Source organism: Pseudomonas pichavaramensis (genome assembly GCF_050473265.1).
Classification (GTDB): Bacteria; Pseudomonadota; Gammaproteobacteria; order Pseudomonadales; family Pseudomonadaceae; genus Aquipseudomonas.
The window spans coordinates 353,264-368,416 of the sequence record NZ_JBJKFJ010000003.1; the positions used below are offsets into that span (position 1 = coordinate 353,264).

Here is a 15,153-nt window from a genome sequence, read left to right on the forward strand (position 1 = left end):
CAAGCGTCTGTGTATTACGGCGCTCGCGCTCCACTTCGCCCATGAGGACAATCAGTTGTTCAGATAGCGGGCCGCCACCTTGTCGATGAAGCCTTCCTTGCGCATCTGATCCAGCGTGCTCTGCAGCTGCTGCACGACTTCATCCGGCGTTTCCTTGTTCATCGCCAGATAGAGCTGCGTGCTGCTCATGGAAAAGGCCACTTCCAGCTTGCCGATACCCGCCTTGCCGGACTCGTAATCACCTGCCGGATTGGTGGTCGCCCACAGGTCGAACTCCCCGGCCTGCAGCTTGGCAGGCGCACCGCTCAAGACGTGCTTCACGCTGAAGTTTCGCTTCTCCAGATACTGGCTGACACTGGTGCCTGCGACCGAACCGATGTTGTACTTGCGGGCGTCGTCGAGGCTGCGCAGTTCGATCGGGTTGCCAGGCATCTTCAGCAGCACCAGTTGAATCTCGCTCAATGGGCCGACCCACTTGAAGCGTGGCTCGCGCTCTGCCGAGCGGCTGAGCGAATACACGGCAAAGCCGGGTTGATGTTCGGCCATCTCCTGCAAGCGGCTCCAGGGGAAGCGCAGCGACATCTGGTACGGCACCTCGGCACGCTTGAACAGCTCGGCCACGACTTCCTTGTCGATCCCTTCAATACCCTCTTCGCGCTCGAAGTTCTTGCCGTTCGCCGACATGCTGAATGGCGGGTAATTCTGCGTCAGGATCTGGACGACATCGGCCGCCTGGGCTGTGCCGGCGAGCAACGGCAGCAACGAAAACATTGCACGGCGGATTGTCTTGTTGAACATGGGGCAACTCCTTGTGACCTTCATTATCGTGACGCGAACGTTCTGGGGTTCGCCTTTCTGATCTGATGTTGTGAGGTTGACGCCGACCGAATGGATTCCCTTGGCAATGCCCGGCTCGGTGACGCGGCAAGCATGGTGCCGGCAGGCCGGCAGAACCTGTCTGTCGTTCGAGGTGTGGTTCCAGAGGGGCGGGCATTGTTCAGCAAACGCGACTGGGTGGCAGCTATTGGATGAATGCCATGCGGCTTGCATCACACCTTCCAGCTCGGTAATCGTCAGTGGAGTGACCAATTGGTCATCGATGGTGCCCATGGGCGTGATTGGGAGCCAGAGTCTGAAGCGGTTGCCCGGGCTACTCGCTAGGATGGAACTGTTGCTACGTGATGGGGTTCACCTGCAAGTTCGGGTGCTGGAGTAGATTTGTGGGGGACTCCTCAGGGGCTGTCCCCGATTGCGCTATCAAAAGGTGCCCAGCAGCCCTATTAGGCTTGGCGACCATTAAACGACAAGGGACTTGAAGATGAGTACATTGAAACTGGCTAGCGTATCGCTTCTCGCTGTGGCGAGCTTCGGCTGCGCTTCCACTGGCCAGCAGATCGATACCAGAGGGCTGACGCTGGTGGAGGAAAACCACGCCACGGTCGAGCATGGGGCTCAGCGATACATACTCGATAGTTTTATCGTGCCGTTTCAGCAGCCGTACTACATCCGCGTTCAGCTTGAGGCACCTGGCCCGTTATCAAGCGCGGAAGCAGTCAGCATAGCCAAGGCCTACATCGAACCAAGGGGCTGTACACAGCCACTGGCTCGTCGTCCGGACCTAGATCGCGTCAATAGTGATAAAACCCAGTGGCTGATCGGTATCGAGTGCTAATCCTATATCCATATTTGGTTTCGTAGCTCGTAGGGTGGATGGCACTTTTTCATCTCCCGTCAGCGGTTATCCGGGCTACTTGCTACGGAGTGAACTCGCCGCTGATGCGGTGGTTTGAATAGCGGTTCCGCCCTTACGGCGGGTCACTTCTGGCAAACGCCCCAGAAGTAACCAAGAGGGCTTGCCCCTACCATCCGGCCCGACTGCGTCGGGTTCCCTCGCTCCATCATTGCTCCAGGGGCACGCCGCGAAGGGCCATCCCTGGCCCATCGCGGCTCTCGCGGCATCCATGCCGCTCAACCCCTTACACAACGATTCCACTCGGCCTCCTGACGGGGCGTTTGGTCTCGCCCATGCGATTGGTGTTTACGAGCCGACAAGGAACGAAAGCATTGCGGCAAAGCCGCGATGCTTTCGGGATGTTCTGAAAATGTCATTTATCGTCACTCCTGCGAAGGCGGGAGCCTAGGACGCTCGCAGGTTCTGGATTCCCGCCTTCGCGGGAATGACGACTTTTTTCAGGGTTTCCTTGGCTCTGCTTTTTCTTTTGATTTACCTACACAGCCAGACCAGGCGACTCGGTCTCTGAATCCGGTCAGGAGGCCGAGTGGAGGTGCTGTGGAGAGGGGCGTTTGGCATGGATGCCAAACGAGGAGTGATGGGCCAGGGATGGCCCACCGTGACGACCCTCGGAACAGTGCCGGAGCGAGGGGAGTTGAGCGAAGCGAAACCCGGATGCCGGGCGCGCTTTCTCTTTGGTTACTTTCTCTTTCGCGCGAGCAAAGAGAAAGTGATTCGCCGTAAGGGCGAAACCAGTAGTAGAGGTCGACAGAGAAATAAGTCTGTCCCCTTTACCATTTCTTTCCTGTGCTACAGCGGGTGTTGTGTTAGTTTTGCTATGTATAAAAGTTCTTCAATTAGCGCTCGATAGATTATGCGAACGTTCTTGATGTCGCTTTTCCGGCAGTTATATTTTATACGATGCGCTGATAGGTTGCCGAGCTCCCGATAGGAGTCAATGTCTTTCTTTGATTCGGGAGATAGACCGATTTCCTTTCTTGACGTTGCTTTGTTGATTAGTGTCTTCAGGTTGTTGTAATTGCCTTCTTGGTCTTTGGCTTGTTCGCTTAGCCCAGTTTCTTCGAAGCAATGAATTAGTAGTATTTCTAGCAGACGCCTCATCATGAGGGAGCAGGCATCAAATAAATTGTTTTCGTAGCATGAGTTTATTTGTTGAGCAATTTTTATCAGGTAAGGTCTTTTGGTGTTCGTGAAAAGTATTTCTGGAAGGATCGAGTCGTCGGAAATAATTTCTTCGATGTCTGTTATTTCTGGAATTTCAAGTTTTATTTCGCTTCGTCTTTTAGGGGCTAGGCGAAAAGAGTTTTCTTGAGCTCCTTTAACAAACGACCGTGATTTTCTAATCTTCGATAGTAGACGGCTTGAGTTTGGTCGGGCAAAGCCTAGCGCAGTTAATACTGCGCTAAGGTCTTTGGCTTCAATCTCAGATTGATCCTTGTTTTCCGAAAAGTAGAAAGCGAGATATTCAGCTTTCTCAAGCTCGGTTCTGTCGTGTAGTTTTGCGATATTGGCGAAAACTTCTAGCTTCAAGGGCTAGGTTCCTATTCGTTGGACTTTCCATTCAGCTGTGCTAGCAGTTTTCCAGCCTCTTCTACACCTGGAATAGTCAGCTTGCATGTTTTGGATGAGGAACCTTTTTTCCCATCCAGAAGAATAAATTCCTTTGCGTTTTTAAGGATTCCAGCGAAGTTTGAAGCGTCAAGACAGCTTTGTTCTTGGCAAAGCTGTCTGATTTCTTGCATGGGGACTTCGTTAATGCCTAGAGACCGTTTTCCCCAAAGGTAGACCAGTGCAGCATTAACTGTTTTTTTCGCAAGAGTGCCGCCGGGGATCCGTTTAAGCACCCTAACCTGATCGCCCTCCATATGAAGAACCCGATTGTACGTATCTGATGGATTCGCGGATGCAGGCTCTTCCTCTGCTGGCGCCTCTAGCAGAAGTTGGGGGCACGGGGGCGACGGTTGATGGCCAACGATGGGGGCGTCAACCGTTCTCCTCGTCAAAGTGTCCAAGATGGCTTCTTTGAAGCTATTGATTTGCTCGGAGACGAACCCTTCGGAACCAGTAATCTCAAAGACTCCGTCACGGATAGAAAGATGAAACCTGGCTTCGTTACTACTCACTTGCTATTCCCTCAGTAAATGCTAGATACAAGGCTCGCGGTCAATAGGCCCGTCTTCGTTACTCAATCCCAGCTCAACGCCCCACCCGTCTGATACTCGATCACTCGGGTTTCGAAGAAGTTCTTCTCCTTCTTCAGGTCCATGATCTCGCTCATCCACGGGAAGGGGTTGGTGGTGCCTGGGTACTCTTCCTTCAGGCCGATCTGGGTCAGACGACGGTTGGCGATGAACTTGAGGTAGTCCTCCATCATCGCGGCGTTCATGCCCAGTACGCCGCGCGGCATGGTGTCACGCGCGTATTCGATCTCCAGCTGGGTGCCCTGCAGGATCATCTGAGTCGCTTCGTCCTTCATCTGGGCGTCCCACAGGTGCGGGTTCTCGATCTTGATCTGGTTGATCACGTCGATGCCGAAGTTCAGGTGCATGGACTCGTCACGCAGGATGTACTGGAACTGCTCGGCGGTGCCGGTCATCTTGTTGCGGCGGCCCATGGAGAGAATCTGGGTGAAGCCGCAGTAGAAGAAGATGCCTTCCAGTACGCAGTAGTAGGCGATCAGGTTGCGCAGGAACTGGCGGTCGGTTTCCGGGGTGCCGGTCTGGAACTGCGGGTCGGAGATCGAGCGGGTGTACTTGAGGCCCCAGGAGGCTTTCTTCGCGACGCTCGGGATCTCGTGGTACATGTTGAAGATTTCGCCTTCATCCATGCCCAGCGACTCGATGCAGTACTGGTAGGCGTGGGTGTGGATCGCTTCCTCGAAGGCCTGGCGCAGGATGTACTGGCGGCACTCGGGGTTGGTGATCAGGCGGTACACGGCCAGCACCAGGTTGTTGGCAACCAGGCTGTCGGCGGTGGAGAAGAAGCCGAGGTTGCGCATGACGATGCGGCGCTCGTCTTCGCTGAGACCGTCTGTGGATTTCCACAGCGCGATGTCGGCGTTCATGTTCACTTCCTGCGGCATCCAGTGGTTGGCGCAACCATCCAGATACTTCTGCCAGGCCCAGTCGTACTTGAAGGGTACGAGCTGGTTGAGGTCGGCGCGGGCGTTGATCATCTGCTTGTCGCCGACCTGTACGCGCGCGGCGGCGCCTTCGAGGTCGTCCAGGCCTTCCTGGATGTCGAGGTCGTTCAGGGCCTTCTTGGCGCGGGCGACGGCGTCGGAGTCGTTGGCGTCAACGGCGCGCGCTTCTTCGACCGAGCCGGCAGCTTCGCTGTCGAGCTTGTCGAAGTTGGTGCTGGCGCTCTGCGCGGTGGCTTTGCTTGCGGCGACTGCTTCGGCGCCGTCTTCCTTGTCGAATTCATCCCAGCTCAGCATGGCTTGGCTCCTGCGTGAGGGCCGGTGAATGTACCGGCCTGTATGGATATACAGATAATTTGAATTATGTTCCGTTGCGTGATGCGCGCAAGGGTAAACGGGTACCACTGGTCAGTCGCGATGGATTGCGGGCTGACCGTTGCCGCTCGACCCGGAGGAGGAGGGGCGGGAATTTTTGAGAGGGGCAAGGTTCGGGTAGGAGCGGATTTATCCGCGATTTTCGCGGCTGAAGCCGCTCCTACGGAAGAGCTTTGCCCTCTCCCTAACCCTCTCCCGCAAGCGGGAGAGGGGACTGATCAGTGTGTTGCTCTAGCTTTTCATCCAACCTTCGAGCGTGCAGCTGAGCGAGTAGTCGCAAGGCACCTGCTGGAGTGGAGCCCCTGAGCGTACGCATGTACGTGATGGGGGCCGCTCCGGCAGGTAACGCCGCGAATGCCGCTCAGATCCACGCGCCAGCCTTACTGGCAGGCTTCGCAGTCGGGTTCGTCGATGGCGCACGCTTTTGGTACTGGCGCCGGGGCCGGGGCGGCCTGCTGGGCAGGCGCCTGGGCTTTGGCCGAGAAGCCGTCGTCACCACCGGCGGATACCGCGTTGAGCTTGCCGGTGTTGATGGTGGACTTCTCGGTGCTGGTGGCGGCCAGGGCACGGAGGTAGTAGGTGGTTTTCAGACCACGGTACCAAGCCATGCGGTAGGTCACGTCCAGCTTCTTGCCGCTGGCGCCGGCGATGTACAGGTTCAGCGACTGCGCCTGGTCGATCCACTTCTGGCGACGGCTGGCGGCGTCGACGATCCACTTGGTTTCCACTTCGAAGGCGGTGGCGTACAGGTCTTTCAGATCCTGCGGGATGCGCTCGATCTGCTGCACGGAGCCGTCGTAGTACTTCAGGTCGTTGACCATGACCGGGTCCCACAGGCCGCGGTTCTTCAGGTCGCGTACCAGGTAGGGGTTGATCACGGTGAACTCGCCGGAGAGGTTCGATTTCACGTACAGGTTCTGGTAGGTCGGCTCGATGGACTGCGACACGCCAATGATGTTGGAGATGGTCGCGGTCGGCGCGATGGCCATGATGTTCGAGTTACGAATACCTTTCTTCACGCGCTCGCGCACCGGCGCCCAGTCCAGCGACTCGCTCAGGTCGACGTCGATGTACTTCTGGCCACGGGCTTCGATCAGCAGTTGCTGCGAGTCCAGCGGCAGGATGCCTTTGCTCCACAGCGAACCTTCGAAGGTGCTGTAGCTGCCGCGCTCGTCGGCCAGGTCACAGGAAGCCTGGATGGCGTAGTAGCTGATGGCTTCCATCGACTTGTCGGCGAACTCGATGGCGGCATCGGAGCCGTAGGCGATGTGCTGCAGGTACAGGGCGTCCTGGAAGCCCATCAGGCCGAGGCCGACCGGACGGTGCTTGAAGTTGGAGTTACGCGCCTGGTCCACGCTATAGTAGTTGATGTCGATAACGTTATCGAGCATGCGCACAGCGGTCTTGACGGTGCGGCCGAGTTTCTCGATGTCCAGCTTGCCGTCGACGATGTGGTTGACCAGGTTGACCGAACCCAGGTTGCAGACGGCGATCTCGTCCTTGTTGGTGTTCAGGGTGATCTCGGTGCACAGGTTGGAGCTGTGGACCACGCCGACGTGCTGCTGCGGGCTGCGCAGGTTGCACGGGTCTTTGAACGTCAGCCACGGGTGGCCGGTCTCGAACAGCATCGAGAGCATCTTGCGCCACAGGTCCTTGGCCTGGATGGTCTTGTACAGCTTGATCTTGCCGTACTCGATCAGGGCTTCGTAGTACTCGTAGCGCTCTTCGAAGGCCTTGCCGGTCAGGTCGTGCAGGTCCGGCACTTCGCTCGGGCTGAACAGGGTCCACTTGCCGTCTTCGAAGACGCGCTTCATGAACAGGTCCGGAATCCAGTTGGCGGTGTTCATGTCGTGGGTACGGCGACGGTCGTCACCGGTGTTCTTGCGCAGCTCGAGGAATTCCTCGATGTCCATGTGCCAGGTTTCCAGGTAGGCGCAGACCGCGCCCTTGCGCTTGCCGCCCTGGTTGACGGCAACGGCGGTGTCGTTGACCACTTTGAGGAAGGGCACGACGCCCTGGGATTTGCCGTTGGTGCCCTTGATGTAGGAGCCCAGCGCGCGCACCGGGGTCCAGTCGTTGCCCAGACCGCCAGCGAATTTCGACAGCATGGCGTTGTCGTGGATGGCGCCGTAGATGCCCGACAGGTCGTCCGGCACGGTGGTCAGGTAGCACGAGGACAGCTGCGGACGCAGGGTGCCGGCGTTGAACAGGGTCGGGGTCGACGCCATGTAGTCGAACGAGGACAGCAGGTTGTAGAACTCGATGGCGCGGTCTTCGCGGTTCTTCGGCTCTTCGATGGCCAGGCCCATGGCCACGCGCATGAAGAACACCTGCGGCAGTTCGAAACGGATGCCGTCCTTGTGGATGAAGTAACGGTCGTACAGGGTCTGCAGGCCGAGGTAGGTGAACTGCTGATCACGCTCGTGGTTCAGCGCAGCGCCCAGTTTCTCCAGGTCGTAGCCTTGCAGTTTGCTGTCCAGCAGCTCGAACTCGACACCTTTGGCCACATAAGCCGGCAGGGCCTTGGCGTACAGCTCGGCCATCTCGTGGTGAGTAGCGCTGGCGGTGATTTCGAGGAAGCTCAGGGCCTCGGCGCGGATGTTGTCCATCAGCAGGCGGGCGGTGACGTAGCTGTAGTTCGGCTCACGCTCGACCAGGGTGCGGGCGGTCATCACCAGGGCGGTGTTGACGTCCTTCTCGGCTACGCCGTCGTACAGGTTCTTCAGGGTTTCGCGCTCGATCAGCGAACCATCGACTTCGGCCAGGCCTTCGCAGGCTTCGCGGATGATGGTCTGCAGGCGGCCCATGTCCAGCGGCTGCAGTTCGCCACCTGCGGTGGTGATGCGGATGCTCGGGTGCGGCTGGGCGATTTCGCTGCCGGCACTGGCCTTGCGCTTGCTGGCCTGGGCTTCGCGGTAGATCACGTAGTCACGGGCGACTTTCTGCTCGCCGGCGCGCATCAGGGCCAGTTCGACCTGATCCTGGATCTCTTCGATGTGGATGGTGCCGCCGGACGGCATGCGGCGCTTGAAGGTGGCGGTGACCTGCTCGGTCAGGCGCGCGACGGTGTCATGGATACGCGACGAAGCGGCAGCGGTGCCGCCTTCTACAGCGAGGAACGCCTTGGTGATGGCAACGGTGATCTTGTCATCGGTGTAAGGGACGACGGTGCCGTTGCGCTTGATCACACGCAGTTGGCCGGGCGCGGTGGCTGCCAGATCCTGGGAGGAATCGGCGGCCTGCGGCGTCACGGCCTGCGGGTTCTCGCGAGTAGTGTCGGTATGCATGGAGATCTCCGTGTTCTGTAATTTTCTGGTTGGACGTCACGACAGTAGATGTCGCGCCTTGTCCGCCGTTCATTCCATTAACAACTGTTCCGTACGCGGCAACGGGGCCGGGCACGGGGTGTCGCAAGAGCTGGCAGGGTGGGCACGACTTGAAGTGCCGTCCTGGCGCATAAGTCCGGCGAGGTGTTACGGCACCTCGCCTACTACATATAGTGGCCGACAGATGAATCTGTTCACTGTCTGGCCTGCTCACGCGTATCGTCGAGCGATCTCGCGTGGCGATACCCGGGCCAGGCCCGGGATTGTGTAAAGCGATCAAACGAAATACCTGGAAAACCCTGTGAAAAGGGCTTGCGCGATGAGTTCTTCTTGTGTTCGGTTTTTCGTTTTAACCCAACATCTGGTGGGTGTCGCGCGATGGGGATACAAGATAGTGCGCTGTTTGCGGCATTGCAAGGCGCTGGGGGAAGAACAACCTGTGGATAAGATGTGCGTGCCTTGTGGGTGCGTGCGGCCAAGCGCCCGTGTTCTCTGGCTCTGACTATCGATGACCGTTCGTCGCCCCTGATGGAAGGTTTTTCACGCGCTGGCGAGGCTGTTCGGTGGCGCACAGACTACCACTATATGTAGTGATTTTGGCATGTGCTGTGCTAGGCGCTGGCGCGGTGATATGGCGTCCGGTTTGCCGCTCGCGCCGAAGCGCCGACAGCCCCTAGAATGGCTGTCGTGATTGCGGCGCTGGCCGGTATGCAGAAGGGGCAGGGTGTGGAACAAGAAGCGTGGCAGATTCTGATCGTCGAGGATGACCAGCGCCTGGCGCAGTTGACCCGCGAGTATCTGGAAGGTAACGGCTTGCGCGTGGCCATCGAAGACGACGGTGCTCGCGCCGCTGCACGCATCCTCGCCGAGCAGCCGGACCTGGTGATCCTCGATCTGATGTTGCCGGGCGAAGACGGCCTGAGCATCTGCCGCAAGGTGCGCAGCGGCTACAAGGGGCCGATCCTGATGCTGACCGCCCGCACCGACGATATGGACCAGGTGCTGGGTTTGGAAATGGGCGCTGACGATTATGTGTGCAAGCCGGTGCGCCCGCGTGTGTTGCTGGCGCGCATTCGTGCGTTGTTGCGCCGTCGTGAGGGCGGCGAAAGCGAGCGCGACGAGGGCGTGCCGCGGCGTCTGCAGTTCGGCCCGCTGGCCATCGACAGCGCCATGCGCGAAGCCTGGCTGGGCGAGCAGGGCATCGAGCTGACCAGTGCCGAGTTCGACCTGCTCTGGCTGCTGGCGGTCAATGCCGGGCGCATCTTGTCACGCGAGGAGATCTTCAATTCCCTGCGCGGCATCGAGTACGACGGCCAGGACCGCTCCATCGACGTACGCATTTCACGTATCCGGCCGAAGATCGGCGACGACCCGATGCATCCACGGCTGATCAAGACGGTGCGCAGCAAGGGCTACCTGTTCGTCGCCGAGGCCGCCGAGGCGTTGCCGCATGGCGATGCGGCGCCTGCCGTACGCGATTGAGCGTCCGCCCATGAATTCGATCTTCCTGCGCATCTACGGCGGCATGCTCGCCGCGTTGGTGCTGGTGGCGCTGCTCGGCGTCGGTGCGCTGCATCTGGTCAACGAGGTGCGTGGCGACCAGTATCGCGAGGGTCTGGCGCGCGGCACTTTCCGCCTGATGGCGGACAACCTGCTGCCGATGAATGAGGTGGAGCGCAAGCGCGCGCTGGTGGTCTGGTCGCGTTTGCTCGGCATTCCGCTGGCGCTGCAGGCGCTCAGCGATGTGCCGCTGGAAAGCAGCGAGCGCAACCGGCTGCAGCGCGGCCATGTGCTGGTGCAGCAGACCGGCCCGCACTCGGCCAAGGTCTACGGCCTGCTCGACGGCAAGCAGCCGTTGCTGCTGACTGGCGAGATCCAGCAGATCAGCGAGCAGCTGGCACGCGCCACCAACTATTTGTTGATCGACGAGCTGATCCGCTATCCGGTGGACGAGCAGCCAAGGCGTCTGGCCGAGCTGAAGGAGGCCAAGCGTTTCGGTTTCGACCTGCAGTTGGTGCGACTCGAGGAGGCCGGCATCGATCTCGACCAGCGTCGGCGCATCGATGAGGGCGATACGGTGATGGCGCTGGGCAAGGGTGGCGATTCCATCTACGTGTTTTCCGGCATCGTCGATACGCCCTGGGTGCTGGAGATCGGCCCGCTGTATCAGATGAATCCTTATCCACCGCAGTTGCTGGTGTTGATCGGTGCGCTGGGTTTGAGCCTGATCGGCCTGATTGTCTATCTGCTGGTGCGCTCGCTGGAGCAGCGCCTGCGCGCCCTGGAAGGCGCGGCCACGCATATTGCCAGCGGCCGGCTGGACGCCCGAGTGCCGGCGCGCGGCGCCGACTCGGTAGGCCGACTGGCCAGCAGCTTCAACGCCATGGCCGAGCACCTGCAGACCTCGCTGAGCACTCAGCGCGAGCTGGTGCGCGCGGTGTCCCATGAGCTGCGCACGCCGGTGGCGCGCCTGCGTTTTGGCCTGGAGATGATCGCCGATGCGCCGAACGAGGCGGCGCGCAACAAATACATGGACGGTATGGACAGCGACATCCAGGACCTCGACAAACTGGTCGACGAGATGCTGACCTATGCGCGCCTGGAGCAGGGCTCGCCGGCGCTGAACTTCCAGCAGGTGGAGCTCAAGGCGCTGATCGATCAGGTGATCGACGAGCTGGCGCCGTTGAGCAACAGGGTGCGGGTGGAGTGCGGCGCGGTGCTCAGCGTGCAGGCCGAGGGCGCCTGCTGGGTTGAGGCCGAGCCGCGCTACCTGCATCGAGCGCTGCAGAACCTGGTGAGCAACGCCATGCGTCATGCCGAGGGGCGGGTGCTGATCAGCTGTCAGGTGGGTTACAAGCGTTGCCGCATCGATGTTGAGGATGATGGCCCCGGCGTGCCGGAAGAAGCCTGGGAGCGCTTGTTCAGTCCCTTCCTGCGTCTCGATGACAGCCGCACGCGGGCCTCGGGCGGGCACGGTTTGGGCCTGTCCATCGTGCGGCGGATCATCTATTGGCACGGCGGTCGCGCGCAGATCGGTCGCAGCGACAGCCTGGGCGGTGCGCGTTTCAGTCTGGTGTGGCCGCGGCGTCAGGGCGAGTAGGGCGCGGCCTTGTGTCGACCCCGGTGCGCATGGCGCACCCTACGCAATTGCGCACCGAATTTTTCGTAGCCCGGATGCAATCCGGGGCTGGCCGGCGACCTGTTCCCGGATTTCATCCGGGCTACGCTGCGACTGCCGCCTGCATTGTAGGGTGCGCCGCGCGCACCGGATGATCCGCGTATGGCGGAGCGCATGCTCACGCCGCCAAGGCCACCAGGCTTAGTACCTTGTTATCGAACAGCACGAACTGACCTTCCAGCTCGGCCCCCTCGCGCCAATCGGGGTGCAGGTCGATCAGCAGGCGCAGGCGCGCGCTGTCCTGGTCGATGTCCAGCAGTTCGGCGTCGTGGAAGTAGAAGTGCTTCAGGGTCAGCGGGTAGAGGGCCTTGAACAGGCTCTCCTTCAGCGAGAAGGTCAGGCTGATGTGCCGGGCGTGGTTTTCCTCGTCCAGCTGCTGCAGGCGTTGCAGCTCGGCAGGGGTGAGGATTTCGCCCTGCAGGCGCCGGGCACGCTCGGTCGGCAGCAGGCGTTCGACATCGAGACCCAGGGCGCGCCATTGACTGCCTGGCGCGACCAGTGCGGCAGCCCAGTTGTCGCCGTGGGTGATGGAGCCGGTCACGCCAACCGGCCATTGCGGCGCGCGGTCTGCGCCGACAGCGGGCACGCTGGCGCTGCCGGTCACGCGGCGCAGCGCTTCACGGGCGCAGAGGCGGCCGGCCAGGTATTCGCTCTGGCGCTTGGCCACGCCACGCACTGGCGCGATGGCGCAACGCTGGAAGTCATCGGCGCTCAGCAGTGCGGGATCGAACTGCGTGCTGATCAGCTGCGCGCCAGCCAGCGGCCGGGGCAGGGGATAGTGATCGTCGAGGGGGCTGCAGCAGGCGGGATGGTAGGTGTTCATGGGCGCGATTGTGCCGTGCGGCGGACTGCTCAGTCATCTGCCGTTTACATTTCTTTGCAGGCAGTTAACAAAGCTAAACGGACGCTGCCCTGGGCTTTTGTCAGACTGTGCTGGCATTCCTCAAGGAATGCAGGTGAGGTTGTAGTCAGTGCCTGGCACTGATGTTTTCTCCGAGTTCGAGAACGGTAGCCCGATTGGGCTGCCGTTTTTTTTGCGCTGCGTTTGGGCAAGCGGTTGGCGCATAGTAGGGTGCGCCGCGCGCACCGAGGGGCGTCTTCTTGGTGCGCACGGCGCACCCTACTGGACCGAGTCGTCACGATGCACCCGGCTGTGGGAGGCGCTTCAGCGGCGAGCTTTGTGCAATTGCTGTCGCGGCTAAAGCCCCTCCCACGCTGTGGCGTATCGCCAGGGTGTTGGTATTCGGTTTCGTAGGGTGCGCCGTGCGCACCGATGAGTGGCGTCTGCGGGAAGCTGTGGGAGGCGCTTCAGCGGCGTGCTCTGCGCAGTTGCTGTCGCGGCTAAAGCCTCTCCCACGCTGTCGCGAACCGCCAAGGCGTTCGCATTTGTCCTGTGGCTTTCGTGGGGGGATTTGCAGTCAAATGTCTGTGCGGGCCAACCGACCCCCGCGAGGACCATGGACGATGACCCAACAATCGCAATTCGCCTTGCTCGGCAAGAAGCGCTTCCTGCCGTTCTTCACGACGCAATTGCTCGGCGCTTTCAACGACAACATCTTCAAGCAGTCGCTGATTCTCGCCATCCTCTTCAAGCTCAATACCGGTGTCGACCGCGATCTGCTGGTCAATCTCTGCGCCTTGCTGTTCATCCTGCCGTTCTTTCTGTTTTCTGCGTTGGGTGGTCAGTTCGGTGAGAAATTCGCCAAGGACTCGCTGATTCGCAAGATCAAGCTCGCCGAGATCTTCATCATGCTCGCCGGGGCTGCCGGGGTGTTGTTGAACAACCTGCCACTGATGCTGGCGGTGCTGTTCGCCATGGGTACGCAGTCGGCGCTGTTCGGTCCGGTGAAGTATTCGATCCTGCCGCAGCACCTGCAGGAGCAGGAGTTGGTGGGCGGCAACGCGCTGGTGGAGATGGGCACCTTCCTGGCGATTCTCGCTGGCACCATCGGCGCCGGGATCATGATGGCCAGCAGCAGTTATGCGCCCGTCGTCGCGGGTTCCGTGGTCGGCGTGGCAGTGCTCGGTTACCTCGCCAGTCAGGGCATTCCCAAAGCCGCTGCGGCCATGCCGGAGCTGAAGCTGGACTGGAATATCTTCCGCCAGTCTTGGGTGATCATGAAGTTGGGGCTGGGGCAGCGCCCGGCGGTGTCGCGCTCGCTGGTGGGCAACTCCTGGTTCTGGTTTCTTGGCGCGATCTACCTGACGCAGATTCCGGCCTATTCCAAGGAGTGGCTGTACGGCGACGAGAGTGTGGTGACGCTGATTCTCACGGTCTTCTCGTTAGGCATCGGCCTGGGTTCGATGCTGTGTGAGCGTATGAGCGGGCACAAGGTGGAGATCGGTCTGGTGCCGTTCGGCTCCATCGGCCTGACCCTGTTCGGCGTGCTGCTCTGGTGGTTCTCCGGCGGCTTCCCGCAGGGCGCGGCCCCGCACGATTGGCTGGCGCTGCTGGGCTATGGTCAGGCCTGGTGGATTCTCGGCTGCATTCTCGGCATCGGCCTGTTCGGCGGCTTCTATATCGTGCCGCTGTATGCCTTGATCCAATCGCGTACTGCCGAGCACGAACGGGCGCGGGTGATCGCTGCCAACAACATTCTCAACGCGCTGTTCATGGTGGTGTCTGCCATCGTCACGATTCTGTTCCTGAGCGTTGCCGGGCTGTCGATCCCGCAGCTGTTTCTGGTGGCCTCGCTGATGAATGTCGCGGTCAACAGCTACATCTTCAAGATCGTCCCCGAGTTCAGCATGCGCTTTCTCATCTGGCTGCTGGGGCATTCGATGTACCGGGTCGAGCACAAGGGGCTCGAGGCGATCCCGGATGAAGGCGCTGCGGTGCTGGTGTGCAACCACGTCTCTTTTGTCGATGCGCTGCTGATCGGCGGGGCGGTGCGCCGGCCGGTGCGCTTCGTCATGTACTACAAGATTTACGACCTGCCGGTGCTCAACTTCATTTTCCGCACCGCCGGCACCGTACCGATTGCCGGGCGCAACGAGGATCTGCTGATCTACGACGCCGCCTTCAAGAAGATTGCCGAGTACCTGCGCAACGGCGAGCTGGTGTGCATCTTCCCCGAAGGCAAGCTGACCGCCGATGGCGAGATCGACGAGTTCAAGGCCGGCGTTGAGCGCATTCTCGAAGAAAACCCGGTGCCGGTGATTCCCATGGCCCTGCAAGGCCTGTGGGGCAGCTTCTTCAGTCGCGATCCGCACAAGGGCATCTTCCGCCGCCTGTGGTCGCGGGTATGTCTGGTGGCCGGTGCGCCGGTGACGGCCGAGCAGGCCAAGCGCGAGGCGCTGCAGGCTCAGGTGGCCGCGTTGCGCGGGGATTGGCGTTGAGCTTGTGGGAGGGGCTTGAGCCGCGATGCTTTCGCCGCTGAAG

The 15,153-nt window shown here is 60.4% G+C and carries 10 protein-coding genes; 4 read left to right on the forward strand and 6 right to left on the reverse strand.

What is annotated here, in order from left to right; all coding sequences use genetic code 11:
* Window positions 1–51 precede the first annotated feature (51 nt).
* Window positions 52–798 carry a substrate-binding periplasmic protein gene (locus ACJRW5_RS07450; RefSeq protein WP_484569888.1) on the reverse strand — a complete coding sequence of 249 codons (747 nt, stop codon included), beginning with the start codon at window positions 796–798 and terminating at the stop codon, window positions 52–54.
* Between the two features lie 520 nt (window positions 799–1,318).
* Here ACJRW5_RS07450 and ACJRW5_RS07455 point away from each other — a divergent pair.
* The gene (locus ACJRW5_RS07455) at window positions 1,319–1,672 is read left to right on the forward strand and encodes a hypothetical protein (RefSeq protein WP_484569889.1); all 354 of its coding nucleotides are present in this window, start codon (window positions 1,319–1,321) and stop codon (window positions 1,670–1,672) included.
* 870 nt (window positions 1,673–2,542) lie between these two features.
* Here the strand turns inward: ACJRW5_RS07455 and ACJRW5_RS07460 are convergent.
* The 4 genes from ACJRW5_RS07460 to ACJRW5_RS07475 all read right to left on the reverse strand — a co-directional run bounded on the left by ACJRW5_RS07460 (window position 2,543) and on the right by ACJRW5_RS07475 (window position 8,554).
* Window positions 2,543–3,283, reverse strand: a complete 741-nt coding sequence (locus tag ACJRW5_RS07460; RefSeq protein WP_484569890.1) for a DUF4145 domain-containing protein — start codon at window positions 3,281–3,283, stop codon at window positions 2,543–2,545.
* Between the two features lie 11 nt (window positions 3,284–3,294).
* Window positions 3,295–3,876 carry a hypothetical protein gene (locus tag ACJRW5_RS07465; RefSeq protein ID WP_484569891.1) on the reverse strand — a complete coding sequence of 194 codons (582 nt, stop codon included), beginning with the start codon at window positions 3,874–3,876 and terminating at the stop codon, window positions 3,295–3,297.
* Between the two features lie 62 nt (window positions 3,877–3,938).
* Complete coding sequence (locus tag ACJRW5_RS07470) at window positions 3,939–5,189, reverse strand: ribonucleotide-diphosphate reductase subunit beta (protein WP_484569892.1); 1,251 nt, start codon at window positions 5,187–5,189, stop codon at window positions 3,939–3,941.
* 458 nt (window positions 5,190–5,647) lie between these two features.
* Entirely contained in the window at window positions 5,648–8,554 is a 2,907-nt protein-coding gene (locus ACJRW5_RS07475) for a ribonucleoside-diphosphate reductase subunit alpha (protein WP_484569893.1), read from the reverse strand.
* Between the two features lie 765 nt (window positions 8,555–9,319).
* On the opposite strand from ACJRW5_RS07475, the gene ACJRW5_RS07480 reads away from it, so the two are divergent.
* On the forward strand, window positions 9,320–10,075 hold the full coding sequence (locus ACJRW5_RS07480) for a response regulator (protein ID WP_484569934.1): 756 nt from the start codon (window positions 9,320–9,322) through the stop codon (window positions 10,073–10,075).
* Between the two features lie 10 nt (window positions 10,076–10,085).
* Window positions 10,086–11,693, forward strand: a complete 1,608-nt coding sequence (locus ACJRW5_RS07485) for an ATP-binding protein (RefSeq protein ID WP_484569894.1) — start codon at window positions 10,086–10,088, stop codon at window positions 11,691–11,693.
* Between the two features lie 196 nt (window positions 11,694–11,889).
* On the opposite strand, the gene ACJRW5_RS07490 is transcribed toward ACJRW5_RS07485, so the two are convergent.
* Window positions 11,890–12,594 carry a 4'-phosphopantetheinyl transferase family protein gene (locus ACJRW5_RS07490; protein ID WP_484569895.1) on the reverse strand — a complete coding sequence of 235 codons (705 nt, stop codon included), beginning with the start codon at window positions 12,592–12,594 and terminating at the stop codon, window positions 11,890–11,892.
* A 641-nt stretch (window positions 12,595–13,235) separates the two neighbouring features.
* On the opposite strand from ACJRW5_RS07490, the gene ACJRW5_RS07495 reads away from it, so the two are divergent.
* A complete protein-coding gene (locus ACJRW5_RS07495; RefSeq protein WP_484569896.1) occupies window positions 13,236–15,110 on the forward strand; it encodes an MFS transporter in 1,875 nt (624 codons plus the stop codon).
* The last annotated feature ends 43 nt before the right edge of the window (window positions 15,111–15,153 follow it).

Excerpts from the sequence above, each read along its gene's own strand:
- ACJRW5_RS07450 (WP_484569888.1), bottom strand. The coding sequence starts at position 798 with ATGTTCAACAAGACAATCCGCCGTGCAATGTTTTCGTTGCTGCCGTTG.
- ACJRW5_RS07455 (WP_484569889.1), top strand. The coding sequence starts at position 1,319 with ATGAGTACATTGAAACTGGCTAGCGTATCGCTTCTCGCTGTGGCGAGC.
- ACJRW5_RS07470 (WP_484569892.1), bottom strand. The coding sequence starts at position 5,189 with ATGCTGAGCTGGGATGAATTCGACAAGGAAGACGGCGCCGAAGCAGTC.
- ACJRW5_RS07475 (WP_484569893.1), bottom strand. The coding sequence starts at position 8,554 with ATGCATACCGACACTACTCGCGAGAACCCGCAGGCCGTGACGCCGCAG.
- ACJRW5_RS07485 (WP_484569894.1), top strand. The coding sequence starts at position 10,086 with ATGAATTCGATCTTCCTGCGCATCTACGGCGGCATGCTCGCCGCGTTG.
- ACJRW5_RS07490 (WP_484569895.1), bottom strand. The coding sequence starts at position 12,594 with ATGAACACCTACCATCCCGCCTGCTGCAGCCCCCTCGACGATCACTAT.
- ACJRW5_RS07495 (WP_484569896.1), top strand. The coding sequence starts at position 13,236 with ATGACCCAACAATCGCAATTCGCCTTGCTCGGCAAGAAGCGCTTCCTG.